This window comes from Streptomyces albireticuli, from assembly GCF_002192455.1.
GTDB lineage: Bacteria > Actinomycetota > Actinomycetes > Streptomycetales > Streptomycetaceae > Streptomyces > Streptomyces albireticuli_B.
In genome coordinates, this window is the sequence record NZ_CP021744.1 from 4,548,018 (window position 1) to 4,571,843 (window position 23,826).

A 23,826-nucleotide genomic window follows, 5' to 3' on the forward strand; every position below is an offset into this window, starting at 1 on the left:
ACTCGTGACAGGGTCCGCCCTGGGAGCCCCATCCGTCCCGCGACCCACTCATCGCAAGGGAGCACGCATGGCAACCCGTGCCGTCGCCCGCCGTCAGACCGCCGCCAAGGGCGCTGGGGGGACGAGCAGCGTTCGCGCCGCGAGCGGGGAGATCGCCGACCGCGACCTGGTCGGCATGTACCTCGACGAGATCGCGCGCACGCCCCTGCTCGACGCCGCGAAGGAGGTCGAGCTGTCCCAGACCATAGAGGCGGGCGTCTACGCCCAGCAGCTTCTCGACGGCCTTGACGGGGCCGCGGAGGCGGACGCGGCCGAGGCCGGTTCCCCGCACAAGGGCGCGTCCCGCGCGGAGCTGGAGGCGATAGCCGCCGCCGGCGCGCACGCCAAGGACGTCTTCATCAAGTCCAACCTCCGTCTCGTCGTCGCCGTCGCCCGCCGGTACCCGCGCAGCGGCCTGCCCCTGCTCGACCTGATCCAGGAGGGCAACGCCGGCCTGGTCCGCGCGGTCGAGAAGTTCGACTACACCAAGGGCTTCAAGTTCTCCACGTACGCCACGTGGTGGATCCGTCAGGCGATCACCCGCTCCATCGCGGACCAGTCCCGGACGATCCGGCTGCCCGTCCACCTCGTCGAGGAGCTCGGCCGCATCCGGCGTGTCCAGCGCGAGTTCAACCGGGAGAACGGCCGCGACCCCGACCACACGGAGATCGCCGCCGAGCTCGGCGCCACGCCCGAGCGCGTGGGCGACGTCCTGGACTGGGCCCGCGACCCCGTCAGCCTCAACATGTCGGTGGACGACGAGGGCGACACCCAGTTCGGCGATCTGCTGGAGGACACCTCCGCCGTGTCGCCCGAGCAGTCCGTGATCGCCCTGCTGCGCAGCGAGGAGCTGGAGGACCTCATCAGCCGCCTCGACCAGCGCACGGCCTCGATCATCAAGGCGCGCTACGGCATCGAGGACGGCCGCGAGCGCACCCTCACGGAGGTGGGCAAGCAGCACGGGCTCACGCGTGAGCGGATCCGGCAGATCGAGAAGCACGCGCTGCTGGAACTGAAGAAGATGGCGCACGACACGGGCTTCGACGCGGCGGCGTGAGTTCTGCGGAGCGGGCCTTCAGGGCATAACCTCATAGACCGGACCCCGGCGCCACCCCCCCGCGTCGGGGTCCTTCCCCTGACCGCGCGCCGCGCGGTGGGCTCAGGCCCCGGTGGAGCCCGTTCCCGCCGAGGCCGCCCGGCTGATCCGCGCCCCCAGTTCACCCAGGTGCTCGATCAGCTCGCGCGGCTCGTGCACCCGGAATTCGCAGTCCAGCAGGGCCAGCCGGAAGGCCACCCACTCCAGCGAGTCCGCCGTCGTGATGTCGAGCCGGCACCGCCGGTCGTCGACCGGGGCCGGGGTGCCGATGGCGCGCGGGAGGCGCGCGGCGACGAAGGCCGCCGGGGCCTCCACGTCCACCACGACCCGGTAGGTCGGCTGGAGCCTGGCCAGCGAGCGGCTCATGAACTCCGCCGCGTCCGCCGCCGGCAGCTCCCGCTGGACGAAGCGCGCCCCCGTGGCGAAGGGCTCGCTGACCCGGTCCACCCGGAACGTCCGCCAGTCGTCGCGGTCGATGTCGTACGCGACGAGGTACCAGCGGCGCCCCGTGCTCACCAGCCGGTGCGGCTCGACCAGCCGCTGCGTCTCCGTGCCGTCCCCCTTGCGGTAGGCGAAGCGCAGCCGCTCCTGCCCCGTGGCGGCGGCCGCCATCACCGTCAGCGTGCGCGGGTCGACGGTCGCGCCGTCGCCCCGGGTGAGCGGGACCGTGGCCGCCTGGAGCGCCGCCACCCGGTGCCGCAGCCGGGACGGCAGCACCTGCTCCAGCTTGGCGAGGGCCCGTACCGACGCCTCCTCGATGCCCTCGACGGCATGGCCCGCGCCCGCGCGCAGCCCCACGGCGATGGCCACGGCCTCCTCGTCGTCCAGGACCAGCGGGGGCATCGCCGCGCCCGCCGCCAGCCGGTAGCCGCCGATCGCGCCCATCGTGGCCTGGACGGGATAGCCCAGGTCCCGCAGGCGTTCGACGTCGCGCCGGATCGTCCGGGTGGTGACCCCGAGCCGTTCCGCGAGCTCGCTGCCCGGCCATTCGCGCGGAGTCTGGAGCAGGGAGAGCAGATTCAGCAGCCGTGCGGGAGTGTCGGTCATGTCTCCCAGCCTGCCAGCGATATGGGACACGCTCTGTCCTACATGAGGGTTAGCGTCAGGGACGTACCCGAAAGTCCAGGAAAGGCCACCGCCCGATGACCGCCGCATCACCGCCCGCCTCACCGCACGACGCACCACTCGCGTCCCCGCCCGCCGCCCGCCGCCGCTGGCTGGCGCTGGCGGTCGTGATGACGGCGTCCTTCATGGACCTGGTCGACGTCACCATCGTCAACATCGCGATGCCGAGCATCCAGCGCGACATCGGCGCGTCCTTCAGCGTCCTCCAGTGGCTCAGCGAGGGGTACGCGCTCGCGTTCGCCATCGGTCTGATCACGGGTGGCCGGCTCGGTGACATCTACGGCCGGAAGAAGATATTCCTGCTGGGCATCGGGGGCTTCACGCTGGCCTCGATGCTCTGCGGCGTCGTCAGCGACCCGCAGCTGCTGGTCGCCGCCCGGGTGCTCCAGGGCCTGATGGGCGCCCTGATGGTGCCTCAGGTGCTGTCGATCATCCACGTCACCTTCCCCGCCCACGAGCGCGGCAAGGTCTTCGGCATGTTCGGCGCGGTCGTCGGCCTCGGCGCGGTCTCCGGCCCGCTGCTGGGCGCCCTGCTCACCCAGTGGAACATCCTCGGCCTGGAGTGGCGCCCGATCTTCCTGATCAACCTCCCGGTCGGCATCGCCGGTCTGATCCTCGGCCGCCGCTTCATCGTCGAGTCCAAGGCGCCCAAGGCGCTCAAGCTGGACCTCGTCGGCATGGTCCTGGCCAGTGTCGCCCTGCTGATGCTGCTCTACCCGCTCACCCAGGGCCGCGAGCACGACTGGCCGCTGTGGGGCTTCGTCTCGATGGCGGGCTCGCTGCCGATGTTCGTCGCCTTCGTCGCGTACGAGCGCCACAAGACCCGCAAGGACGGCTCGCCGCTGGTCGAGCTCTCGCTGTTCAAGGTCAAGAGCTTCGCGGGCGGCGTCGGCGTGCAGCTGGCCTTCGGCGTCACCACCGGCATCTTCTTCATGGTCTGGACGATGTACATGCAGATCGGCCTCGGCTGGTCGGCGCTGCGCGCGGGTCTGACCGGCATACCGTTCTCGGTGGCCGTCTCGACGGCCGCCGGCATGTCCGTGCAGAAGCTGGTGCCCCGCTTCGGCCGTAAGGTCCTCCAGGCCGGCGCGCTGGTGATGGCCGCCGGTGTGCTGATCTACATCTGGGAGGCCGACCACTACGGCGCCGACATCGCCTCCTGGCAGATGGCGCTGCCGCTGATCGTGATGGGCGCGGGCATGGGCCTGGTCGTCTCCCCGATCACGGACGCCATCCTCTCCGAGGTGCCGCGCGAGCACGCGGGTTCGGCGTCCGGCCTGATCAACACCACGATGCAGCTCGGCAACGCGGTCGGTCTGGGCCTGGTCTCCGTGGCCTTCTTCTCGGTGGTGGACGACTCCGACCCGCGGCGGGAGGCGCTCGCGGACATCTTCGGGAGCGCGTTCGTCAACGCGATGTGGTGGGTCGCGGCCGGCCTGGCGGTGGTGTTCGCGCTGATGTTCCTGCTGCCGAAGCGGAAGGTGGCCGAGGCGGTCCCGGACGCGGACACGGGTGTGGAGCTGGGCAAGACGACGGAGCGGGCGGCGGTCTAGGCGCGCCCGCGCTTTCCGGGGGCGTCGCCCCGGATCCTGGTTCCGGGACGCCGGACGGGCCGGTTTCTGCCGGCCCGTCCGGCGTTTGCCGTTCCTCCCCGCCTTCCCCCCTGCCTCTGCGGGCCCATTTCTGCCCGTTCGGCGCCCGAATCTGTTTACTTCTTCGCCTTACGGGCGGTAACGTGGCCGGCAACCACACACCCGGGCATCGAACGGACACAAAACCATGTACGGACCGGAGCGTCAGCAGGAGATCCTGCGGCTCGCCCGTGAGAGCGGCCGGGTGGAGGTGCTGTCCCTCGCCGAGGAGTTCCAGGTCACCGCCGAGACCGTGCGGCGCGACCTCAAGGCCCTCGACCGGGCCGGCCTCGTGCGCCGGGTGCACGGCGGCGCCATCCCCGCCGGGCGGCTCGACTTCGAGCCGGACCTCGCCGAGCGCGAGACCACGGCGGCGGACGAGAAGGACGCCATCGCGCGGGCCGCGCTCGCGGAGCTGCCGCCCGAGGGCAGCGTCGTCGTCGACGCCGGGACGACGGCGGCCCGCCTGGCGGCCCTGCTCCCGCTGGACTCCTCCCTCACCGTCGTCACCCACGCCCTTCCGGTCGCCGCCCGCCTCGCGGACCACCCCGGCATCGAGCTCCACCTCGTCGGCGGGCGGGTACGGCACCGTACGCGCGCGGCCGTCGACGCCTGGGCCCTGCGCGCGTACGCCGAGATCCACGCCGACGTCGCCTTCGTCGCGACCAACGGCTTCTCGCCCGAGGGCGGGCTCACCACCCCCGACCCGGCCGAGGCCGCGGTCAAGCGGGCGGTCGTCGCGGCCGCCCGGCGGGTCGTGCTCCTCGCCGACTCCGGCAAGTACGGGCAGCGGCACTTCGCGCGCTTCGCCGGCCTCGACGAGGTCGACCTGGTGATCACCGACACGGGCCTCGCCGCCGAGGACGCCCGCGCCGTCGAGGCCGCGGGCCCGGCGGTGGTCCGCGCATGATCCTCACCGTCACCCCCAACCCGAGCCTGGACCGCACGTACGAGGTCCCGCGGCTGGAGCGCGGCGCGGTGCTGCGCGCCGGGACGGACCGGGTCGACCCCGGCGGCAAGGGCGTCAACGTCTCCCGCGCGGTGGCCGCCGCCGGCCGCCGCACCGTCGCGGTGCTGCCGCTCGGCGGCCCCGAGGGCGCGCTGCTGGCGCGGCTGCTCGGCGAGCGCGGCATCGAGGTCGCGGGCGTGCCCGTACAGGGCTCGACCCGGGTCAACATCGCCGTCGCCGAGCCGGACGGCACCCTCACCAAGGTGAACGCGGCGGGCCCCGAACTCACCGCCGGGGAGGCCGAGTCCCTGCTGGTCGCCGTGCGGGAACGGTCGTCCGGCGCGGACTGGATCGCCTGCTGCGGCAGCCTGCCGCGCGGCCTCGCGCCCGAGTGGTACGGGCAGCTGGTGGCCCGCGCCCACGCCGCCGGCGCGCGGATCGCCCTGGACACCTCGGGCCCGTCCCTGACCGCCGCGCTCCGCGAACGCCCCGACGTCGTCAAGCCCAACGCGGAGGAGCTCGCCCAGGCGGTGGGCCGCCCGCTGGCCACGGTCGGCGACGCCGCCGGGGCCGCGCGGGCGCTACGGGCGCTGGGCGCGCGCTCCGTCCTGGCCAGCCTCGGCGCGGACGGCCAGCTGCTGGTCGACGACTCCGGCACGTACTTCGGCACCGCCCGGGTGCCCGCCGTCCGCAGCAACGTCGGTGCGGGCGACGCCTCCCTGGCCGGTTTCCTCGCCGCGGGCGGCACCGGCCAGAAGGCCCTGGCCGCGGCCCTCGCCCATGGCGCGGCCGCGGTCCAGCTGCCGGGCAGCGCGATGCCGGCGCCCTCCGACCTCGACCCGTCGGCGGTCACGGTCACGTCCGACGTGCCGTGGGACCGCGCGCTGACGGAGCCGGTGCCGGCGCCCGCGCCGACGGGACCGGTCTCGTGACCTCGCGCTGCGCCGCCGGTGCGGCGAGGTCCCGCTGCGCGGCCGCGGGCCGCCGGCGCCGGGTGGCCGCGCGGCGCCGGGACCGGTGGATACGCCGGCTGGTCGTGACGCTCACGGCGGCGCTGGCGCCCCTCACCCGGGCCCGCGCCGCACGGCCGGGCCCCGAAGGCCCGTACTGCGCGGGCCCCGTCGCGCCCCGACCCGGGAGCGCCGGCCGGACCGGTGAGTGACGGCTGCCTCTCCTGCCTGTCCCCCCACCCTTTCCCCCACCGCCCGTAGGGCGCGACCGCGAGCAAGGGAGCCCGCGTTGAGTGAGCTGATCACGGCGGCACTGGTCGATCTCGACCTGGCCGCCGACACCAAGGAAGCGGCGGCGAGATCGCTGGCCGAGCGGATGCGGGAGCTCGGGCGCGTCACCGACCTCGACGGGTTCCTCGCCGACGTCGCCGCGCGCGAGGCGCAGATGCCGACCGGGCTCGACGGCGGCATCGGCATCCCCCACTGCCGCAGCGCCCATGTCACCGAACCCACGCTCGCCTTCGGCCGCTCGGCCGCCCGCGTCGACTTCGGCGCCCCGGACGGCCCGGCCGACCTGATCTTCCTCATCGCGGCACCGGCGGGGGCGGACAGCGACCACCTCACGATCCTGTCGAGCCTGGCGCGCCGCTTGATGGTGCCGGAGTTCACGGAGGCGCTGCGCTCGGCGGAGGACGCGGGGAGGGTGGCGGCGCTGATCAGGGGGGAGGAGCCGGAGGGGCAGGCACCGGAGCCGATATCGGAGGAGCGGGTGCCGGAGCGGACGCAGGCGACGGCATCCGTTGAAACGGCTGATCCGGCTGATCCGGCACCGGCCGAGGACCAGGCGGCGGCCCGGCCCCCTTCCGCATAGTCGCGGTCACTTCCTGCCCCACCGGCATCGCCCACACCTACATGGCCGCCCAGGCGCTCGAACAGGCCGCGCGGGACGCGGGCGTCGAGCTGGTGGTGGAGACGCAGGGCTCGGCGGGCTTCGTCGCGCTCGACGCGGAGGTGATCGCACGGGCGGACGGCGTGATCCTCGCGCACGACGTCGAGGTCCGGGACAGGGCGCGCTTCGCGGGCAAGCCGGTCGTCGACGTCGGGGTGAAGGCCGGGGTGAACAGGGCGGCCGAGCTGATCGCGGAGGTACGGGAAAAGGCCGCGCACGGCCCGGCGCCCGAGCCGGCCGCGGCGTCCGCGCCCGCGCCCATGGACGCGGGCGCCGAGGCGGGCGACGGCTTCGCCACCCGCCTCCGCACGTGGCTGATGACCGGTGTCAGCTACATGGTCCCGTTCGTCGCCGCGGGCGGCCTGCTCATCGCGCTCGCGTTCGCCATCGGCGGGTACGAGGTGAACAAGGCGCCGTCCGTGGCGAGTCACTTCGTGTGGACGGAGTCCGCGAGCTGGGCCGCGCTGCTGTTCCAGACCGGCGGCGCCGCGTTCGGCTTCCTCGTGCCCGTACTGGCCGGCTACATCGCGTACGGGATGGCCGACCGGCCGGGCCTGGTCCCCGGCTTCGTCGGCGGCGCGATCGCCCTCACCGTCAACGCGGGCTTCCTCGGCGGCCTGATCGCCGGCCTGCTCGCGGGCGCGGCCGTGCTGGCCGTGCGGCGGGTGGACGTACCGCCGGTGCTGCGCGGGATCATGCCGGTGGTGGTGATCCCGCTGCTCTCCTCGGCGGTGGTCGGCTTCCTGATGTTCCTGGTGGTCGGCAAGCCGGTCGCCTCGCTCCAGAAGGCGCTCACCGACTGGCTGGCGGGCCTGTCCGGCGCCAACGCCGTCATCCTGGGCGTGATCCTGGGCCTGATGATGTGCTTCGACCTGGGCGGCCCGCTCAACAAGTGCGCGTACGCCTTCGCGGTCGGCGGCCTCGCGCACCCCAACGACGGCAGCCTCAAGGTGATGGCGGCGGTCATGGCGGCCGGCATGGTCCCGCCACTGGCCCTGGCACTGGCCACGACCGTGCGCGGCCGCCTGTTCACGGCGACGGAGCGGGAGAACGGCAAGGCGGCGTGGGTGCTGGGCGCGTCGTTCATCACCGAGGGCGCGATCCCGTTCGCGGCGGCCGACCCCCTGCGCGTGATCCCGTCCGCGATGGCGGGCGGCGCGGTGACCGGCGCCCTGTCGATGGCCTTCGGCTGTACCCTCCGCGCCCCGCACGGCGGCGTGTTCGTCGTCCCCCTGATCGGCGCGCCGTTCCTGTACCTGGTCGCGATCGCGGCGGGTGTGGCGGTCGCGGCCGGGTCGGTGGTCGCGCTCAAGTCCTTGCGCGGGCCGGTTTCCCGGCCGGGGAACGCGACGGCGGAGGCGGCTGATTCCTGACGGGCCGATGGGGTGCCGTCCGGAGGCCTCGCCGGACGGCACCCCACCACCAGCCCGTAGGACCTCCGGCCCTCAGTCGAGGCAGAACTCGTTGCCCTCGACGTCCTGCATGTTGAGGCACGACTCGTTCTCGCCATCGGCAAGCAGCAATTGCCCGCGTACCGCGCCGAGCGGGATCAGCCGCGCGCACTCGGCCTCAAGCGCGGCGAGGCGCTCCTCACCCACCAGCCCGGTGCCGACCCGTACGTCGAGATGCAGCCGGTTCTTGACGGCCTTGCCTTCGGGGACGCGCTGGAAGTACAGGCGCGGGCCCACACCCGTGGGATCGATGCAGACGAATGACGCGCCCTGACGCTCGGCGGGCAGCGTGCGCTCGAATTCGTCCCAAGTGGCGAACCCCTCCGGTGGCGGCGGGACGACATACCCCAGCACCTCACACCAAAAACGAGCGACGCGCTCAGGATCCGCGCAGTCGAAGGTCACTTGGAACTGCTTGACCGATGTCATCGGACCACCATAGTGGCGCGCGCGTTCAACGAGCCCCCTGATTTCCCATGGGATTCGAGATGCCGTCCCGTCGGAGAACGGCCGCCGGCTCGTCCAGCCAGACGCTGCCGCGCCCTCCCTCCGTGACGGTCAGCCCGAACCGCTCGAACCCGGGCCGGCCCTTGCCCTCCCACCACCGGTGGGCTTCCTCCAGCTCGTCCCAGAGGCGGCGCGGCCCGCTCTGACAGACCTTGGCCTGCTCATGCCCGTCGCGGAAGACAGCCACGGCCCAGGAAGTGTCCGAGAGCCCGTACAGCCACACAGCACGCCGGCCGTCCCGCTCGCGGTCGGCGACGTGGGTGACGCCAGGCATGAGCAGGCCTTTCACGAATCCAGCCGCGTCGGCCGTCCTCAGGGTGGTGACCGAGGTTTCGGCGCGGTCCATCGCGCCCGGTGGCACATACGCGGCGTGCGCCCGCCGTACGAGCCGTTGCGCACGCATCCGCATGAAGCCCACCGGCCGTGTGAACGGCCCGGACGCGCTGCGGCCGTCCTCGGAGACGACCAGCCGGACCGTGGCCTCGGCCGGACCGTAGTACGTACCCCAGGGGACGAGGATCACCCCGCCCGGTGTGGTCTGTGCGACCCATGCGAACGGGATGTCCCGCAGGCCGCACGTGGCGATGACCCGGTCGTACGGCGCGCGCTCCGGGAAGCCCAGGAATCCGTCCCGGTGCAGGACGCGAACGGGCAGCCCCGCGCGCCGCAGGGCTTCCCGGCCGGAATCCGCGACCGCTCTGTCCACCTCGACGGTGACCACGTTCCCCGCCCCGACCCGGTGCGCTAGCAGCCCCGCGTTCCACCCGGTGCCCGTGCCGATCTCCAGTACCCGTTGCCCCTCGTGGACGTCCAGATCCGTGAGCATGTCGAAGACCAGGCTCGGCATGGACGAGGAGGAGCTGAAAGACTGCCCGGGTTCGGTCCCGGCGTGGGCCCCGTCGTCCCACTGGGTGACGATGGGGACGTCGGACTCGGCGTACGTCCGCCAGACATCCGGCTCCCGGTCCCTGTCCACGGTCACGCTGCGACCGGTCGCCATATCGTGCGGCCACATGACGTCGGGCAGAAAACCGGCCCTGTCCACGGCCTCGAAGGCCGGGATCCACGAGGGCGTGAGCGAGCCGGATCCGACCAGCTGCCGACGCAGCGCGTCCCGGCCACGTCCTGTTGTCCGCTCGGCCGGGGCGGTCACTTCCCGTGTGTCCCGCCACCAGGGGGAGTCGACCCGTCGGGGGTCGGCTCGTCGGTCGGCGTCCACGGCTGCCCGGGGAGCCCGTCCCCGTCGTCGTCGGGCCTGCCGTGACCGCCGCCCTGTGCGTATCGGGTGATCGGCTGGTGGCTCATCGCATGCTCCTCCGGGTGTCCGGCTCGCTCGGTGCCGGGGTGGGTTTCCTGCCGGTGCCGCTTCTCGCTCTCCACCGACGTGAAGGCGTCCTCCCAGCGTCCGTCCCGCACGGCGGTGACACGGGTGAGGGTGAGCCGGAAGCACTCCATGCAAGGTGTGCGTGTGTGCCTTTCGGCAGCTTCCGTGGGCGGCGCGCTGCCGTGGGATACGGGAACAACCCTTGTGTTCATGTGCCGAAAGTAGGGATGGTGGTGCTGCCTCCGCGTGCCGATTGCGCACTATTGCGCGACGGTCCGCGTGGTTGCCCGGGATTGCCTACGTGGAAGTCACTGCCGCCCTCGCCCGGGCGATCAAACGGTGTGCCTGGGCCCCACTCACAGCGGATCCGTTGAGCCGGTCCCACACTCGCCTGTACAGGGCGACGTCCTCATCGGATTCGAGGTGCAGCTCGGTGTTGACGGTCTCGACGACCACCCGACTGTCGTCGAAGATCCAGAAGCCGTGCTTCGGGGACAGCGCGAGTGGCGCTCCGAGCGGGATGACGCTGAGGTGCACGCGGTCGAGCCCGATCAGGCTCACAAGTCGATCGAGCTGTCCGGCCATGACCTCGCGTGGGCAGATCAGCGCGTGCAGGGCGCCCTCCCACACCATGACGTGGAAGGTTCGGCCGGGCTGGTACAGCACCTCTTGCCGCTGCATCCGTCCCCGCACCGCGGCGTCGGTGTCCCTCGGCGACTGCATCAACTCGGAGTTGTGCATGAGGAGATGCCGGGCATAGCCGGGGGTCTGGAAGAGGCCGGGAACGACCGTGGCCTCATATCCGCGTATCAGAGCGGTGCTGCGGTACTCGACGACGTACCGCTCCTGTACGCCACGGTGGCCGGAGGCGAGTTGGCGGCGCCATGAACGCTGCTGCGACTCCAGGCCGTTCAGCCGGGCCAGCAGGTCGCTTGCCTCGTCCGGGGCGTCGGCTTCCCGCGCCCACGCCTTCAGGTCCTCGGCGGTCGCGGTCTGCTTGCCGTGCTCCAGGCGGGAGACCTTGGACTGTTGCCAGCCGAGGCGGACAGCCAGGTCCTTTCCGTTGAGGCCGGCCTCGGTGCGCAGCTCGCGCAGCCGCGCACCGAGGGCTACCCGGCCTGCCTGGAAATCGGTGCTCACACAGTCGAAGGTACCTGTGCCTGGAACTCGACTGTGGGGATTGCGTAGTGCCAGGCCTTGTCTCTGACCTGGCAGGCGTGGACGACCGTCGCGGCGTCCTCGAGAAGGTACACGCCGAGCGTCTCGTCCTGGTCGTCGATGACGAACTTCATGACGATGCGGGAGTCGAACAACCAGAAGTCGTAGTCCGGCAGCCCGAGGCGGCGGGCCTCGGCGCGGTACATGTTCCGGATGTCTTCGCCCGCCTCGACGTTTCCCAGGCCTGAGGCCAGCAGAAAGCGCTGCCCCTCGGTCGGTGGGTCATCCACGAGGCGGACCCGTTCGAATCGCTTCCCCTCGTCGGTCTGCCGCCTTACACCGGCGTGCCACGGGTGGTCCGGCTCGTAGCCCAGCGTCTCCCCGTGCTGGAACCGTTCCCATTTGGGGCTCACGCGATCGGAGGCGTACCCGCGCCGGGTCTCCAGGCGCCACGCCGTGTGCTCGAATTCTTCGAAGAGGTGTGCGGCCTCCTCGAAGGGGATCATCTTCTCCACGTCACTCCTTCGGCGCGAAGCGGGTCAGCAGCTCACGTGGGACGACGACGAACGTCTCGGAACGTTTGACGTCCCGGAGCTGATCGAGATGCTGGGGGTCGGTGAGGAGGTCGCCTTGAACGACGATGTCACCCGTCTCCTCGATCTCGTACAGGGTCGGGCAGTTCCCGTTGTCGGACGTCGTGCCCAGGAACCTGAGAGCCATGACCACATCCCTTCGTGGTAGGTGCCGGGCTCACAGAATGCTGGTGGCCGCCGTGGTGCGTGACTTGTTTGCCGAATGTTGCGCGACTGCCCGAGTCGGTCGCTGATTGCGCGCAATCCGTGAGCTCCGGGATCCGGGCTCTCGGACCCGAGCGCTCTTTGTGAGGAACGGGTGGTGGATACCACCCACCCACCCTCCCAACTGCCGCCTATACCATGGCGCGTTCACTTTGGGTGATCGGGTTGCAACGACCTGTCGCCGCGCTCTAGCGTTCGCAGCAACAAACGACCCCGGTCGGTGCGCCAACACCGGGTCCGGGGTCTGACCACCGAGATCGCAGGAGCCGATCCCATGGCTGACGCCGACTTTAGTGGTGCCTCGCGCGCCCCGCACCCCCATCCCGCCGCGACTTCCGGCTACGGCAAGCGATCCGTACCCGATCAAGCCACCCGCCGCCGGGACGACTTCGCCCATCTCCGCCCCCGTGAAGCCTCCATCGCCACCTACATCGACCGGCTTCCCGACGGGTCCTCCATGGACGCCAAGACCCTGGCCGCACAGCTTCCCGACTACGGGCAGGCCGCCTGCCTCACCGCACTGCGGCGCCTCTCGGAGGCCGGGCATCTGCGGCGGGTGACGGAGCGGATCAAGGGTGACGGCGGGAGCTGGAACTGGGTGACCCGGACATATTTCTCCCGCGCCGCCAGGTGTGACGAATGGTGGGAGACGTTCCTGGCCGGAAACCTGCCGGGCGACACCGGCCCGCAGCCGGAGTGCGGCGGGAGGGGGCGGGGTGGGGTGGGCCCGGCAAGGGGCGTGACGCGTGATTTGCGGGCCGTACGGCGGGAAACCGGGCAACGTCGCGTAACGGGGCCCGTAAATCATGCAGCCCCGGAGGGTCCACCCCGCCCCGCCCCCGACCCACCGCCACTCGCACCCCCGCGCACCCGAAGCCGCACCCGCGCCTACCTCCTCCTCGCCTCCGTAGGCCGCGCCGACCCCCGCATGACCCTCTCCGCCGCCGAATGCTCCGCCCTCGAAGAGCTCGCCACCCAGTGGCTGGAACTCGGCGCCGACGACGCCGACGTCGTACGGGCCCTCACCGCCGGCCTCCCACCGGACGTGCACAGCCCCGGCGCCCTCGCCCGGCGGCGGCTCGTCGACAAGATGCCCCCGGAGCGGCCCCCGGCCGACGTGGCAGCCACGGCCCGCCCGCCCCTGCGCATCGTCGAATGCACCGTCTGCCGCGCGCCCGGCCGCCCCGAAGCCTTCCCCGGCGGCGTCTGCCGTCAGTGCCGGGGCGAGGCCGAGCCGGCGCCGTCGTCCGGCGTGCCCCCGGCCGGCGTCCCCGCCCGCATCGCCGCCATCCGGGCCGCCGTCCGGACGTGCGGCCGGTCCGTCGACTGAGCACGGCGAAAGGCCCTGGGGGCTCGCCCCAGGGCCTCGTCATCGGGATGTCAGCCGTGTTCAGTGCCGCGGCCGGGCACCGCGGTCGACCAGCAGGTTGCTCGTCCGGACCGACTTGTCGATCGACGTGCTGTTGTCGGTCGCGGTGCTCTTGTCGACCGTGTGGCTGATCTCGGCGTCGGTGCTCTGCCCGCAGCGGTTGTGGTTGGCCTGCTGGACGTTGGACAGGTCCGCGCTGCCGCCCTTCCCGCCGTTGGCGGTGGCGCCCTGGTGCTGGGCACCGCTGCTCGCGCCGGAGCCGCCGCTGCCGGGCCCGCCGGTGCCGACGCCGCCCCTGCCGGGACCACCGGAGGCGGGACCGCTCGTACCGGAGCCGCCCGGGGCCGAGCTGCCCTCGTCGCCGAAGACGGGACCGCCGATGTTGCCGAAGCCGCCGCCGTTGTCGGCCGCGCCCGAACCACCCCTGGCGTTACCGCTGGTGGCGTTGCCGCCGGCCCCGTTGCCACCGGCCCCGGACCCGCCCGAGCCGTCGCCACCCACACCGATGCCCAGAAGATCCTGCGCCTGACGCACCACCGCGGTCCCGCCGGAGGCGTCCACCAGCGTGGCGTTGTACGGGTTGTTGCAGTAGATGTGCGTGGAACCCTCGCCCTGGCCCGCGGCCGAGGCGGTCCCGCACCCGAACCCGAGAGCGGTAACGACCAGCGTGGCGGCGGCAGCGACCCTCTGAACGATGCTCACAGCATTCCTCCCAGTCGGCGCCGGTACCCGTATGACCGGCGTACTTCCATGTCGAGTGAACTGCCGACCGTGTGAAAAGTGACGGGTTCGGACGGGTTAAAGGCGGTGCGCCGCGTTTACGGCATTGACCCGGGAGCGAAGGGCCGCGGAAGGGCGGGCCGATGGCCGGTGACAGTCTTGTGCCCCCGGGCAACTCCCCGGGGGCACAAGGCTGTCGCCGGTCCGCCGTTCACTTGGCCCGCAGCCACCACCAGTGGCCGTGCCGCTCGCACTTGTACTCGTGCCACTCGCCCTTTTGCTTACCGTGCTTGCCTGCCCCGTGGCAGCAGTCCTGGTTGTGGTAGTACTCGCCACGCGTTGTCCAACTCGCCCGTGTCAGCTGGTTGTCCGACGTGCCCCCAGGGCTGGCGGTCGCGCTCGGGGACGCCTCCGACGGAGTCGCGACGGCCGCCCCCGACGCTCCGGCCAGCAGCAGGCCCGCCGTGAGCGCCGCCGCCGGGACGAGGCGCGATGCCCTCGATTTCATGGGGTTGCCTCTCTTCTCGGTACCTGCCCCGATGATGGGCCCGGCCCCGACTCCCGGGAACGGGCGTGTGGGAGCGGCGCCCCGAGGGTGTCCCGCGCGGGCGTGTCCGGGTTTCACGCGGCGTGACGGGCGGGGCGGGTCGTCAGGCGGCGGCTCGCACCCCCACCCGGGGCTCGGCCCGGGGGGAGCGCCTCCGTGCCCTGGCGGGCGCCGGTCCCTTCCGGCCACCCCCGCACCGCGCCGCTCGTACCGCTGTGTGATCAGCCGGATACTTTCTGTGGTGATTTGACGTCATCGTCGTACCCTCGCATCATTCCACTAACACCTTAGTGAAACGAGTGTGCGAAATGATCGCATTCCGGATAGATCGGCGCAGTGGTGTAGCGACCTATCTCCAGCTCGTGCACCAGGTCAGGCAAGCCCTGCGCCTGGGTGCACTGGAGCCGGGCGACCGGCTCCCCACCGCCAGAGAGGTGGTGGCGGCCGTCGCGATCAACCCCAACACCGTGCTCCGCGCCTACCGGGAGCTGGAGCGCGAGGGGCTGGTCGAGCCACGGCCCGGACAGGGGACGTTCGTGCAGCGGTCGCTGTCCCGGGCCGCCGCCGGGGCCGACTCACCGCTGCGCGCGGAGGCCGTCGTCTGGGTGGCGCGCGCCCGCGCGGCCGGGCTGGAGCGGGAGGACATCGAGGCGCTCACCGAGGCCGCCCTCGACGCCACGTTCGCGGTCGCCCCCGCTGCCCCGGGGCCCGGTCCCGGGCCCACGCCATCGCCCGAACGGGCGACCCGCCGATCACCGCAGTCCATGGAGGAAGACACGTGACCGACCCGACCGTCCCCACGGCCCTGCGGGCCACGGGCCTCGGCCGCAGGTTCCGCAGCCGGTGGGCGCTGCGCGACTGCGAATTCGCCGTGCCCGCCGGGAAGATCACCGCCCTCGTCGGCCCCAACGGCGCCGGCAAGAGCACCCTCTTCCACCTCGCGACCGGCCTGCTCCACCCCACCACCGGTGAGCTGAGCGTCTTCGGCGCCGTCCCCGGCAGCGACGAGGCCCGCGCCCGTACCGCGTTCCTCGCCCAGGACAAGCCGCTCTACCCGCGCTTCACCGTCGCCGACACCCTCCGCTTCGGCCGCGAGCTCAACGGCGACTGGGACCAGGCCGCCGCCGAGCGCATCGTCCGGGCCGGCGACATCCCCTTCGACGTCCGGATCGGCACCCTCTCCCAGGGCCAGGCCACCCGCGTCGCGCTCGCCGTCGCCTTCGGCAAGCGCCCCGAGCTGCTCCTCCTCGACGAGCCGCTCGCCGACCTCGACCCGCTCGTGCGCATCGAGGCCATGGGCCTGGTCATGGAGGAGGTCGCCGAACGCGGCACCACCGTCGTGATCTCCTCGCACGTCCTGTCCGAACTGGAGAGCGTCTGCGACCACGTGCTGCTGCTCAAGCACGGTGGCGTACGGCTCGACGGCGACGTCCAGCGGCTCTGCGAGGAGCACGTACGGTTCACCGGCCTCGCCGACACCTCCACCGAGGACGGGCTGCCCGCCGGCCTCGACCGGGCCGGGATCGTCGAGGCCACCGTCACCGGCCGCCAGGTCAGCGCGTTCGTCCGGGGCACCGCGCCCGCCGGCGACCGCTGGATCACCGAAACCCCCTCCCTGGAAGAACTGTTGCTCGCCTACCTGCGTTCCGACCGCCCCGAAGACACCGGCCGTCACGGAGCGGCCGCGTGAAAGGCTCCCTCTGGCTGGCCTGGCGCCAGCAGCGCACACTCATCCTGACCGGCGCCGCGCTCCTCCTCGCCTGCGTGGCGTGGGTCGCGTTCCAGCGCGCGGACATGATGTCGTTCATCGACAGCCACCACTTCGAGGTCTGCAAGGGCTGGGACGCCGAGGAGTGCTCCGGCACCGACCTCGACCAGGCCCAGCGGCTGCTGAGCGACAACGACGACGGCATCGTCGCCCTCGGCACCCTCAGCGCCGCCCTCCCCGTGATCATCGGCATCTTCTGGGGCGCGCCGCTGCTCGGCCGCGAGCTGGAGAGCGGCACCTGGAAGCTCGCCCTCACCCAGGGCGTCGGCCTCCGCCGCTGGTTCACCGCCCGCTTCGGGCTCGCCGCCCTCTGCTCGGTCCTCGGCTCGGCCGTCCTCGCCGCGCTCGTCGCCTGGTGGTGGTCGCCGATCTCCAACATGCTGGACGGGCTCTACTGGCACGACGGCTACATCTTCAACGCCACCGGCCCCGCCGCCGTCGCCTGCGCCCTGTTCGGCCTCGTCGCCGGCACGGCCGCCGGACTGCTGATCCGCCGCACCCTGCCCGCCATGGGCGCCGTCCTCGGCGTCGTCGCCGGACTGCGCTTCCTGCTCAACACCTTCCGGGCCGACTGGATCGAGCCCACGGCCCGGATCAGCCAGGGCGACGCGCCCCGGGAGAACGTCCGCAGCGCCTGGTCGACCGGCGAGTTCGGCTTCATCGACGGCGCCGGCCGCAAGCACCCGGTCGCGGACGCCTGCCCCTGGGGCGAGGGCCTGCCCGACCTGAAGACCTGCATGGCCCAGAAGGGCTTCGTCGGCCGGTACCACAAGGTCTATCCCAGCAGCGACTTCTGGGTCTTCCAGTGGATCGAGACCGCGGTCTTCCTCGGGCTGGCCGCCGCGCTGTTCGCGCTGATCTGCGTCGTGCTGCGGCGCCGCGCCGTCATCTGACGCGGCGTCTTCCCCTTCCCGTACGCCCTTCCTGTACTGCCTGTTCCGCTCGTCCCGTTCGAAGGAGGTCCACCCCCATGTCTTCGCCCAAAGCCATGCTCAAGAACCGCAGCCACCTCAGCCACAAGGTCCGTTACGCGGTCACCAACCCGGCACGCATCGCCCCCTACCTCAAGCGCCACGCCCGTGACACCTGGCTGCGTCTGAAGCACCCCGACCACGTCGACTACTACCGCGCGGTCATGGCCTCCGACACCGCCCGCAACCCCGAGGCCGCCGTCGGCAGCCGCAGCCACGACCGCTGGCTCGCCCTCGGCAAGATGCAGTTCGACTACCTCAGCGAGCACGGCCTCGCCCCGCACCACCGCATGCTCGACATCGGCTGCGGCAACCTCCGCGCGGGCCGCCTCTTCATCGACCACCTCGACGCCGGCAACTACTACGGCATCGACATCTCGCCCGACATCCTCATCTCCGCCAAGCAGACCCTGACGACCTACGGCCTCCAGGACAAGCTGCCCCACCTCACCATCACCCAGAACCTCACGCTCGACTTCCTCCCCGACGCCCACTTCGACGTCGTGCACGCGCACAGCGTCTTCTCGCACTCGCCGATCGAGGTCATCGAGGAGTGCCTGGCCCACGTCGGCCGCGTGCTCGCCCCCGGCGGCTTCTTCGACTTCACCTTCGACCGCACGGAGGGCGCGGAGCACCAGGTGCTCCGCGAGGACTTCTACTACCGCACCCAGACCCTGATCGCCCTCGCCGAGAAGCACGGGCTGCGCGGCCGCTTCATGGAGGACTGGGAGACCCGCCCGCACGGCCAGTCGAAGATCCGGGTGAGCCTGCCCGGGTGACGGGGGTGCGTCCGGCCGCGTGAGCGGGGGACGGGTGAGAGTCTCGGCTGGTGAGCGATGACAAGCCCGGCGTCCCCCGTCACGACGGCCCACGCGACGAGGCGGCCTCCCCGGCGCCCGCCGGGTCCGACGCCGGGTCCCACGCCGAGCCCCACGAGGGCGGCGCCCTCGGCAACCGCCTCAACCGGCTGCGCGCCGCCGTCCTCGGCGCCAACGACGGCGTGGTCTCCACCGCCGGCCTCGTCGTCGGCGTCGCCGGGGCCACCGACGCGCGCGGCACGCTGCTGACCGCCGGGCTCGCCGGGCTGCTGGCCGGCTCCCTGTCCATGGCCGCCGGCGAGTACGTCTCGGTGAGCACCCAGCGCGACTCGGAACAGGCCGCGCTCGCCCTGGAGCGCAAGGAGCTCGTCGCGGCCCCGCAGGCCGAACTCGACGAGCTCACCGAGCTCCTGGAGGGCAAGGGCCTCACCACCGGACTCGCCCGCGAGGTCGCCGAACAGCTCACCGAGCACGACGCGCTCCGCGCCCACGCCGAGGTCGAACTCGGCATCGACCCCGACGAACTCACCAGCCCCTGGCAGGCCGCCGGCGCGAGCTTCCTCGCCTTCACGGCGGGCGCGCTGCTCCCGCTCCTCGCGATCGTCCTGCCCCCACCGGGTGTCCGGCTGCCGGTCACGGTGGTGGCGGTGCTGGCAGCGCTGGCGCTGTGCGGGTGGGGGAGTGCGCGGATGGGGCGGGCGGGGGTTTGGCGGGCGGTGTTGCGCAATGCGGGGGGTGGGGTGGTGGCTATGGGGGTTACGTATGGGGCGGGGTCGTTGCTGGGGGCGGTGGGGGTTTGAGGGCGGGTGCGGGTGGGTGCGGGTGGGGTGCGCCTGCGGCGGGCCTTTTCCCCACCCCGCCCCTTCCCGCTGCATCCGATGTGCGGCTCCGCCGCGTGCGGGGCTCCGCCCCGGACCCCGGTCCTCAAACGCCGGACGGGCTGAGTTGTCGCCCGGAACCGGGCGAGATCCAGCCCGGCTGGGGGCACCTCCCAGCGGTAGCCGGGGGAGTTTGAGGACACCGCGCGGTAGCGCGGAAGGGGCCCGGGGATCTCCCCGGTTTCGGGAAGGGGCGGGGCTGGGGAAAGGCCCCGCGCAGCGGTCATCCGCCGGCGCCCCACCCGCCCGCCGTCACTCCACCCCGCCACTCACCCCCGTACAACTCCCCGTACGACGGAAACACCCCACCCGCCCCCTCCACCGACCCCGCCGCCAGTACCCCCTTCACCACAGCCCGCGTCAGCACATCCGCCCCCGCCGCCAGGATCTCGTTGAGCGCCCCCGCCGCCAGTACCGTCGGGTCCCCGAAGACGTCCTCCGCGACCAGCGGCCGCGCGCCCGTGGCCAGGGCGAAGACCGTGTCGCCGTCGTTCAGCAGGTGGACCGGGCGTACGGCGCGCGCCAGGCCGTCGTGTGCCGTGCCCGCGAGCTTCTGTGCCTGGGCGCGGGTGAGCGCGGCGTCCGTGCAGACGACGGCCAGCGTCGTGTTCAGCGGCGGGCGCGCGGACGCCGCCGAGCGCTTCGCGGACTCCTTCACGGCCGCGGCCAGCGTCTCCCGGGCGGCGCGGTGCCGCTCCCGGTCCGGGACCTCGACCTCGCCCATGGCCAGCCGCCCGTACAGCGCGCCCGTCGTCGGCTCGACCACCGAACCCGCCGCGTTGACGATCGCCAGCGCCGCGACCGTCGTCCCCGACGGCAGCACCGCGCTGGCCGTGCCGACGCCGCCCTTGAGGCCGCCGGCCACCGCGCCCGTACCCGCGCCCACCGTGCCCTGGACGACCGGCGCCCCCGATTCCGTACGGGCCGCCGCCTCCGCCGCCGCGCGGCCCAGCGCCGCGTCGGGCCGGGCCCGCCAGTCGCCGCCGCGGCCGAGGTCGAAGAGCGCCGCCGCCGGGACGACCGGTACGACCTGGGACGGGTCCGGGCCCACGCGGAAGCCGCGGCCCGCCTCCTCCAGCCACGCCACCACCCCGGACGCGGCGTCCAGCCCGAACGCGCTGCCGCCCGTGAGGACGACGGCCTCCACCTTCTGCACGAGGTTGCGCGGGTCCAGGGCGTCCGTCTCCCGGGTGCCGGGGCCACCGCCCCGTACGTCCACGGCGGCGACGGCTCCGCCGACCGGGGCGAGGACGACTGTGGTGCCGGTGAGGAAGCCGTTGCCTGTGCGGTGTGCGTGGCCCACGCGGATGTGGGGGACGTCGGTGAGGGCGTCTTGGGGGCCGGGGGTTGTGACGGCATCAGTCATGGGGCCTGGGTACCACGAGGGGTGCGGGGTGGGGGCGGGTTGTCGCCACGGGGCGCTTGTGCGGGGGGTGGGTGCCGCTGCGCGGGCCTTTTTCCCCGGCCCCGCCCCTTCCCGAAACCGGGGCTCCGCCCCGGACCCCGGTCCTCAAACGCCGGACGGGCTGAGTTGTCGCCCGGAACCGGGCAGAAAAGCCAGCCTCAGGCAGGGGCGAGATCCAGCCCGGCTGGGGGCACCTCCCAGCGGTAGCTGGGGGAGTTTGAGGCCCGCGCCTAGCGCGGACCGGGGGCCCCGGGGGCCTGCCCCCGGTCACGGGGAAGGGCGGGGCGGGGAAACATCCCCCGGCTCCCGCACTCGCACCCGCTCACGCCCCCGCGCCGCAAGCGTCACCCCCACCCCCACCGTCACCGCCGCCACCACCCCCGCCAGCAACACCGCCGCACGGCCCGCGAACGTGCACGCCAGCATCAGCGCCGCCGACACCGGCAGTACCGCCTGCTGCGCCGCGCCCCTCTTGTAGTGCCGGGAGTGCAGCAGCCACACCACGAACAGGAAGGCCGCCGACGGGATCGTCACCGCGGCCGCCGCCGCGGTCGTCGAGACATGGGCCTTGCCCACGGCCTGTTCCACCGCCACCTCGATGCCCGCGCCGATCGCCGCCGCCGAGGCGAAGATCAGGTAGTGGCCGTACCCCCAGGGGAGGGCGTAGCGGTTGGAGGACAGCCGTTCGTGGATGGGCACCGCGAAGTAGATCCACCAGGCGGCGAAGACGATCAGCAGCCCGCCCGCCGCGATCGGCAGCAGCTCGTCCAGCGCCTCGTTCTCGTCCAGGGCCGACTGCACCGCGACCGTGCCCGCCGTGATCGTCTCGCCGATGACGATCACCGTGAAGAGGCCGTAGCGCTCGGCGATGTGGTGCGGGTGCCAGGGGGTCGGCGTGTTCCGCTCGGCGATCAGCGGTACGGACAGTTCCGCCGCCACCAGGACCAGGAACAGCCACTTCCGGGAGCCCTCCGGGGCGAACAGGAGGGCCACCCAGCCGAGCTGGCAGATCACCAGGCCGATCGCGTACCGCCGGGCCGTGAGGGCCGCCCCGGGGTCCTCCTCGGAGCGTGACGCCCGCAGCCACTGCGTGGTGAGGGCCAGCCGCATCACGACGTACCCGACGACCGCGATCGTCCAGTCGTTCTTGTCGAAGGCGCGCGGCACCCCGGCCGCGTAGATCTGCACGCCCGCCATCTGGATCAGGGTCAGCACCCGGTACGGCACGTCGTCGCAGTCGTAGGCGGAGGCGAACCACGAGAAGTTCATCCACGCCCACCAGATCCCGAAGAACACGAAAAGGTAGGAAATGATCCCTGTGTCCGTGTGTCCTTCGGCCAGCGCGTGCACCAGCCGGGCGCCCGCCTGTGCCACGGCGACCACGAAGCAGAGGTCGAAGAACAGCTCCAGCGGTGTCGCGGCGCGGTGTTCCTCGTCGCGGGCGCGCGCGACCATCCGCCGCAGGACGGCACCGGTCCGGGGCGCGGGGTGCTCGCTCATGCGCCGATTGTCACCGCCCGTGGCGCGGTGCGCGCGGTGAGGCGTCCGCCGGGCGGGTACGGGCGGGTACGGGCTGGTGCGAGCGGGTGCGTACGGGCGGGCCCGCGCCTGCCCCGCCCGCGCCGCCACCCGCCCCGTACCCTGGACGGATGAGCGACACCGCCCCCGAGCCCGCCCCGCGGCCCCGTCCCGCCGCGCTGATCTTCGACGACCCGCTCTCGCAGCAGTCCTCGGACGACACGGACCACGGCTGGGGCGACCGCCCCTCCGGCGGCGGGAGCGCCGCCGACCTGGCCCGCTTCCTGGACGAGAAGCCGCCGCACCACGTGTGACGGCGGCGCGTCCGGGCGCTGGCGCGGGTCCCGGCGCTGCCGCGCGCCCGGGCGCTACCGCTGGGCCGGCACCGCGTCCGCGCCCGGCTCGCGCCGCTGCTCCACCAGCGCGTCGCGGATCTGCGCGAGCAGCTCCAGCTCGGTCTCCTTGGCGGGGGTCGCCGGGGCCTTGGCCGCCTGGCGGTCCTGCCAGCGCTTCATCGGCAGCAGCATCAGGAAGTAGACGACCGCCGCCGTGATCAGGAAGGTGAGCGTCGCGCTGAGCACGGTGCCCCACTGGATGAAGACGCCCTTGGTCACCTCGCCCGCCGCGTTCCGGTCGCAGGGGCCCTTGAGGCAGGACGCGTAGTGGTCCAGGTCCTTGGTGCCGAAGGCGCCGACGACCGGGTTGATCACACCCTTGACCACGGAGTTCACGATGTTGGTGAACGCGGCGCCGATGACGACGGCGACGGCGAGGTCTATCACGTTGCCCCGCATCAGGAACGCCTTGAAGCCCCCGAGGACGCCTGTCTTCTTCTCGCTCACCGCAACTGCCTCACTGTCTTGCTGTCTCCGACGCTGTCTCCGTACGTTGCGGAATGAATAGTTCCGCAACGTACGGGAGATTTTGCCAGCTCTGTCCGGTCACCCGGAGCACAAGAGCCGTTACGGCAGCTCGATACCCAGGTCCCAGCCCTCGTGCACCCCGGCGCAGAGGCAGGACCGGCCGTCGTTCTCCGGCAGCGCGGTGACCGCCGCGAAGAGCACCTCGCGCAGCCGGCCGACGTTCTCGGCGAAGACCCGCATCACGTCGCCGTGGTTGACGCCGTCGCCCGCCTCGGCCCCCGCGTCCAGGTCCGTGACCAGGGCCATCGAGGTGTAGCAGAGCTCCAGCTCGCGGGCGAGGACGGCCTCCGGGTGCCCGGTCATGCCGACCACGGACCAGCCCTGGGCCGCGTGCCACCGGGACTCGGCGCGGGTCGAGAAGCGGGGCCCCTCTATGACGACCATCGTGCCGCCGTCCACCACCTGTCCCCAGCCGTGGCCGCGCGCCACCGCGACCGCCACCGCGCGCCCGGTGGGGCAGTAGGGGTCGGCGAACGTGGTGTGGACGACGTTGGCCACCCGGCCGTCGTACAGCGGCTCGCCGTCGAAGAACGTCTGGACGCGCGACTTCGTGCGGTCCACCAGCTGGTCCGGTACGACGAGCGTCCCCGGGCCCAGCTGCGGGTGCAGCCCGCCCACCGCGCAGGGGGCCAGGACCTGCCGGACGCCGAGCGACCGCAGGGCCCAGAGGTTGGCCCGGTAGTTGATGCGGTTCGGCGGCAGGGTGTGGCGGCGGCCGTGCCGGGGGACGAAGGCGACCTTGCGGCCGGCCAGCTCGCCGACGAAGAGCGAGTCGCTCGGCGACCCGAACGGGGTCTCCACGACGACCTCGGTCACGTCCTCCAGGAAGGAGTAGAACCCCGACCCGCCGATCACGCCTATGTCCGCGCGCACGCCGTCGCCCACGGGCCCGCCGTCCGTCTCGTCCCTCACGGTGTCTGTATCGACCATGCG

Annotated in this window: 24 protein-coding genes and 1 pseudogene; 12 read left to right on the top strand and 13 right to left on the bottom strand. The window is 72.7% G+C overall.

Annotation, left to right across the window (positions count from 1 at the left end; genetic code table 11):
- The first annotated feature begins 67 nt into the window (after positions 1 to 67).
- Positions 68 to 1,096, top strand: a complete 1,029-nt coding sequence (locus tag SMD11_RS19695) for a sigma-70 family RNA polymerase sigma factor (protein ID WP_087927694.1) — start codon at positions 68 to 70, stop codon at positions 1,094 to 1,096.
- A gap of 102 nt (positions 1,097 to 1,198) precedes the next feature.
- Here the strand turns inward: SMD11_RS19695 and SMD11_RS19700 are convergent, their stop codons facing one another.
- Positions 1,199 to 2,182: a helix-turn-helix transcriptional regulator gene (locus SMD11_RS19700; RefSeq protein WP_087927695.1), complete on the bottom strand. Its 984-nt coding sequence runs from the start codon at positions 2,180 to 2,182 to the stop codon at positions 1,199 to 1,201.
- Positions 2,183 to 2,277: 95 nt separating this feature from the next.
- On the opposite strand from SMD11_RS19700, the gene SMD11_RS19705 reads away from it, so the two are divergent.
- The 4 genes and pseudogenes from SMD11_RS19705 to SMD11_RS19725 all read left to right on the top strand — a co-directional run bounded on the left by SMD11_RS19705 (position 2,278) and on the right by SMD11_RS19725 (position 8,112).
- Positions 2,278 to 3,813, top strand: a complete 1,536-nt coding sequence (locus SMD11_RS19705) for an MFS transporter (protein ID WP_087927696.1) — start codon at positions 2,278 to 2,280, stop codon at positions 3,811 to 3,813.
- Between the two features lie 226 nt (positions 3,814 to 4,039).
- Complete coding sequence (locus SMD11_RS19710; protein ID WP_087927697.1) at positions 4,040 to 4,801, top strand: DeoR/GlpR family DNA-binding transcription regulator; 762 nt, start codon at positions 4,040 to 4,042, stop codon at positions 4,799 to 4,801.
- Positions 4,798 to 5,772, top strand: a complete 975-nt coding sequence (gene pfkB / locus SMD11_RS19715; protein WP_087927698.1) for a 1-phosphofructokinase — start codon at positions 4,798 to 4,800, stop codon at positions 5,770 to 5,772. Before SMD11_RS19710 ends, pfkB begins: the two co-directional genes overlap by 4 nt.
- Before the next feature lie 307 nt (positions 5,773 to 6,079).
- Positions 6,080 to 8,112: pseudogene (locus SMD11_RS19725) on the top strand (PTS fructose transporter subunit IIABC).
- Positions 8,113 to 8,184: 72 nt separating this feature from the next.
- Here the strand turns inward: SMD11_RS19725 and SMD11_RS19730 are convergent.
- From SMD11_RS19730 to SMD11_RS19755, 6 genes are all read right to left on the bottom strand, one after another.
- On the bottom strand, positions 8,185 to 8,619 hold the full coding sequence (locus SMD11_RS19730) for a VOC family protein (protein WP_087927700.1): 435 nt from the start codon (positions 8,617 to 8,619) through the stop codon (positions 8,185 to 8,187).
- A 25-nt stretch (positions 8,620 to 8,644) separates the two neighbouring features.
- Positions 8,645 to 9,679, bottom strand: a complete 1,035-nt coding sequence (locus SMD11_RS19735; RefSeq protein ID WP_234366092.1) for a methyltransferase domain-containing protein — start codon at positions 9,677 to 9,679, stop codon at positions 8,645 to 8,647.
- Positions 9,680 to 9,846: 167 nt separating this feature from the next.
- Complete coding sequence (locus SMD11_RS19740) at positions 9,847 to 10,152, bottom strand: hypothetical protein (protein WP_087927701.1); 306 nt, start codon at positions 10,150 to 10,152, stop codon at positions 9,847 to 9,849.
- A gap of 166 nt (positions 10,153 to 10,318) precedes the next feature.
- Positions 10,319 to 11,161, bottom strand: a complete 843-nt coding sequence (locus SMD11_RS19745; RefSeq protein ID WP_087927702.1) for a helix-turn-helix domain-containing protein — start codon at positions 11,159 to 11,161, stop codon at positions 10,319 to 10,321.
- On the bottom strand, positions 11,158 to 11,685 hold the full coding sequence (locus SMD11_RS19750; RefSeq protein ID WP_087930613.1) for a DUF6879 family protein: 528 nt from the start codon (positions 11,683 to 11,685) through the stop codon (positions 11,158 to 11,160). The genes SMD11_RS19745 and SMD11_RS19750 overlap by 4 nt, the downstream gene beginning before the upstream one ends.
- Before the next feature lie 10 nt (positions 11,686 to 11,695).
- The gene (locus tag SMD11_RS19755; RefSeq protein WP_087927703.1) at positions 11,696 to 11,899 is read right to left on the bottom strand and encodes a hypothetical protein; all 204 of its coding nucleotides are present in this window, start codon (positions 11,897 to 11,899) and stop codon (positions 11,696 to 11,698) included.
- Between the two features lie 1,005 nt (positions 11,900 to 12,904).
- On the opposite strand from SMD11_RS19755, the gene SMD11_RS36455 reads away from it, so the two are divergent.
- On the top strand, positions 12,905 to 13,306 hold the full coding sequence (locus SMD11_RS36455; RefSeq protein ID WP_234366093.1) for a hypothetical protein: 402 nt from the start codon (positions 12,905 to 12,907) through the stop codon (positions 13,304 to 13,306).
- 60 nt (positions 13,307 to 13,366) lie between these two features.
- Here the strand turns inward: SMD11_RS36455 and SMD11_RS19765 are convergent, their stop codons facing one another.
- Both SMD11_RS19765 and SMD11_RS19770 read right to left on the bottom strand, forming a co-directional pair.
- Complete coding sequence (locus SMD11_RS19765; protein WP_087927705.1) at positions 13,367 to 14,047, bottom strand: hypothetical protein; 681 nt, start codon at positions 14,045 to 14,047, stop codon at positions 13,367 to 13,369.
- 229 nt (positions 14,048 to 14,276) lie between these two features.
- Positions 14,277 to 14,573: a hypothetical protein gene (locus SMD11_RS19770; protein ID WP_087927706.1), complete on the bottom strand. Its 297-nt coding sequence runs from the start codon at positions 14,571 to 14,573 to the stop codon at positions 14,277 to 14,279.
- Positions 14,574 to 14,920: 347 nt separating this feature from the next.
- On the opposite strand from SMD11_RS19770, the gene SMD11_RS19775 reads away from it, so the two are divergent.
- The 5 genes from SMD11_RS19775 to SMD11_RS19795 all read left to right on the top strand — a co-directional run bounded on the left by SMD11_RS19775 (position 14,921) and on the right by SMD11_RS19795 (position 18,969).
- Positions 14,921 to 15,394 (top strand): GntR family transcriptional regulator, encoded by a 474-nt coding sequence (locus tag SMD11_RS19775; RefSeq protein WP_087927707.1) that lies wholly within the window; start codon positions 14,921 to 14,923, stop codon positions 15,392 to 15,394.
- On the top strand, positions 15,391 to 16,302 hold the full coding sequence (locus SMD11_RS19780) for an ABC transporter ATP-binding protein (RefSeq protein WP_087927708.1): 912 nt from the start codon (positions 15,391 to 15,393) through the stop codon (positions 16,300 to 16,302). The genes SMD11_RS19775 and SMD11_RS19780 overlap by 4 nt, the downstream gene beginning before the upstream one ends.
- Entirely contained in the window at positions 16,299 to 17,273 is a 975-nt protein-coding gene (locus SMD11_RS19785) for an ABC transporter permease subunit (protein WP_087927709.1), read from the top strand. Before SMD11_RS19780 ends, SMD11_RS19785 begins: the two co-directional genes overlap by 4 nt.
- Positions 17,274 to 17,350: 77 nt before the next feature.
- Positions 17,351 to 18,130 (top strand): class I SAM-dependent methyltransferase, encoded by a 780-nt coding sequence (locus SMD11_RS19790; protein ID WP_087927710.1) that lies wholly within the window; start codon positions 17,351 to 17,353, stop codon positions 18,128 to 18,130.
- A gap of 50 nt (positions 18,131 to 18,180) precedes the next feature.
- Complete coding sequence (locus SMD11_RS19795; protein ID WP_087927711.1) at positions 18,181 to 18,969, top strand: VIT1/CCC1 transporter family protein; 789 nt, start codon at positions 18,181 to 18,183, stop codon at positions 18,967 to 18,969.
- Between the two features lie 301 nt (positions 18,970 to 19,270).
- On the opposite strand, the gene SMD11_RS19800 is transcribed toward SMD11_RS19795, so the two are convergent.
- Positions 19,271 to 20,413 carry a P1 family peptidase gene (locus SMD11_RS19800; protein WP_087927712.1) on the bottom strand — a complete coding sequence of 381 codons (1,143 nt, stop codon included), beginning with the start codon at positions 20,411 to 20,413 and terminating at the stop codon, positions 19,271 to 19,273.
- Between the two features lie 306 nt (positions 20,414 to 20,719).
- Positions 20,720 to 21,952 (bottom strand): low temperature requirement protein A, encoded by a 1,233-nt coding sequence (locus SMD11_RS19805; protein WP_234366094.1) that lies wholly within the window; start codon positions 21,950 to 21,952, stop codon positions 20,720 to 20,722.
- Positions 21,953 to 22,101: 149 nt separating this feature from the next.
- On the opposite strand from SMD11_RS19805, the gene SMD11_RS19810 reads away from it, so the two are divergent.
- Entirely contained in the window at positions 22,102 to 22,284 is a 183-nt protein-coding gene (locus SMD11_RS19810) for a hypothetical protein (protein ID WP_087927713.1), read from the top strand.
- A 54-nt stretch (positions 22,285 to 22,338) separates the two neighbouring features.
- On the opposite strand, the gene mscL is transcribed toward SMD11_RS19810, so the two are convergent.
- Together mscL and SMD11_RS19820 are read right to left on the bottom strand one after the other, a co-directional pair.
- Positions 22,339 to 22,812, bottom strand: coding sequence for a large conductance mechanosensitive channel protein MscL (mscL, locus tag SMD11_RS19815; protein WP_087927714.1), 474 nt, complete (start codon positions 22,810 to 22,812; stop codon positions 22,339 to 22,341).
- Between the two features lie 120 nt (positions 22,813 to 22,932).
- Complete coding sequence (locus SMD11_RS19820) at positions 22,933 to 23,823, bottom strand: S-methyl-5'-thioadenosine phosphorylase (protein WP_087927715.1); 891 nt, start codon at positions 23,821 to 23,823, stop codon at positions 22,933 to 22,935.
- Between the last annotated feature and the right edge of the window lie 3 nt (positions 23,824 to 23,826).

Excerpts from the sequence above, each read along its gene's own strand:
- SMD11_RS19750 (WP_087930613.1), bottom strand. The coding sequence starts at position 11,685 with ATGATCCCCTTCGAGGAGGCCGCACACCTCTTCGAAGAATTCGAGCAC.
- SMD11_RS19700 (WP_087927695.1), bottom strand. The coding sequence starts at position 2,182 with ATGACCGACACTCCCGCACGGCTGCTGAATCTGCTCTCCCTGCTCCAG.
- SMD11_RS19740 (WP_087927701.1), bottom strand. The coding sequence starts at position 10,152 with ATGGAGTGCTTCCGGCTCACCCTCACCCGTGTCACCGCCGTGCGGGAC.
- SMD11_RS19770 (WP_087927706.1), bottom strand. The coding sequence starts at position 14,573 with ATGAAATCGAGGGCATCGCGCCTCGTCCCGGCGGCGGCGCTCACGGCG.
- SMD11_RS19705 (WP_087927696.1), top strand. The coding sequence starts at position 2,278 with ATGACCGCCGCATCACCGCCCGCCTCACCGCACGACGCACCACTCGCG.
- SMD11_RS19695 (WP_087927694.1), top strand. The coding sequence starts at position 68 with ATGGCAACCCGTGCCGTCGCCCGCCGTCAGACCGCCGCCAAGGGCGCT.
- SMD11_RS19755 (WP_087927703.1), bottom strand. The coding sequence starts at position 11,899 with ATGGCTCTCAGGTTCCTGGGCACGACGTCCGACAACGGGAACTGCCCG.
- SMD11_RS19710 (WP_087927697.1), top strand. The coding sequence starts at position 4,040 with ATGTACGGACCGGAGCGTCAGCAGGAGATCCTGCGGCTCGCCCGTGAG.
- pfkB (WP_087927698.1), top strand. The coding sequence starts at position 4,798 with ATGATCCTCACCGTCACCCCCAACCCGAGCCTGGACCGCACGTACGAG.
- SMD11_RS19790 (WP_087927710.1), top strand. The coding sequence starts at position 17,351 with ATGTCTTCGCCCAAAGCCATGCTCAAGAACCGCAGCCACCTCAGCCAC.
- SMD11_RS19730 (WP_087927700.1), bottom strand. The coding sequence starts at position 8,619 with ATGACATCGGTCAAGCAGTTCCAAGTGACCTTCGACTGCGCGGATCCT.
- SMD11_RS19775 (WP_087927707.1), top strand. The coding sequence starts at position 14,921 with ATGATCGCATTCCGGATAGATCGGCGCAGTGGTGTAGCGACCTATCTC.
- SMD11_RS36455 (WP_234366093.1), top strand. The coding sequence starts at position 12,905 with ATGACCCTCTCCGCCGCCGAATGCTCCGCCCTCGAAGAGCTCGCCACC.
- SMD11_RS19800 (WP_087927712.1), bottom strand. The coding sequence starts at position 20,413 with ATGACTGATGCCGTCACAACCCCCGGCCCCCAAGACGCCCTCACCGAC.
- SMD11_RS19820 (WP_087927715.1), bottom strand. The coding sequence starts at position 23,823 with ATGGTCGATACAGACACCGTGAGGGACGAGACGGACGGCGGGCCCGTG.
- SMD11_RS19810 (WP_087927713.1), top strand. The coding sequence starts at position 22,102 with ATGAGCGACACCGCCCCCGAGCCCGCCCCGCGGCCCCGTCCCGCCGCG.
- SMD11_RS19805 (WP_234366094.1), bottom strand. The coding sequence starts at position 21,952 with ATGAGCGAGCACCCCGCGCCCCGGACCGGTGCCGTCCTGCGGCGGATG.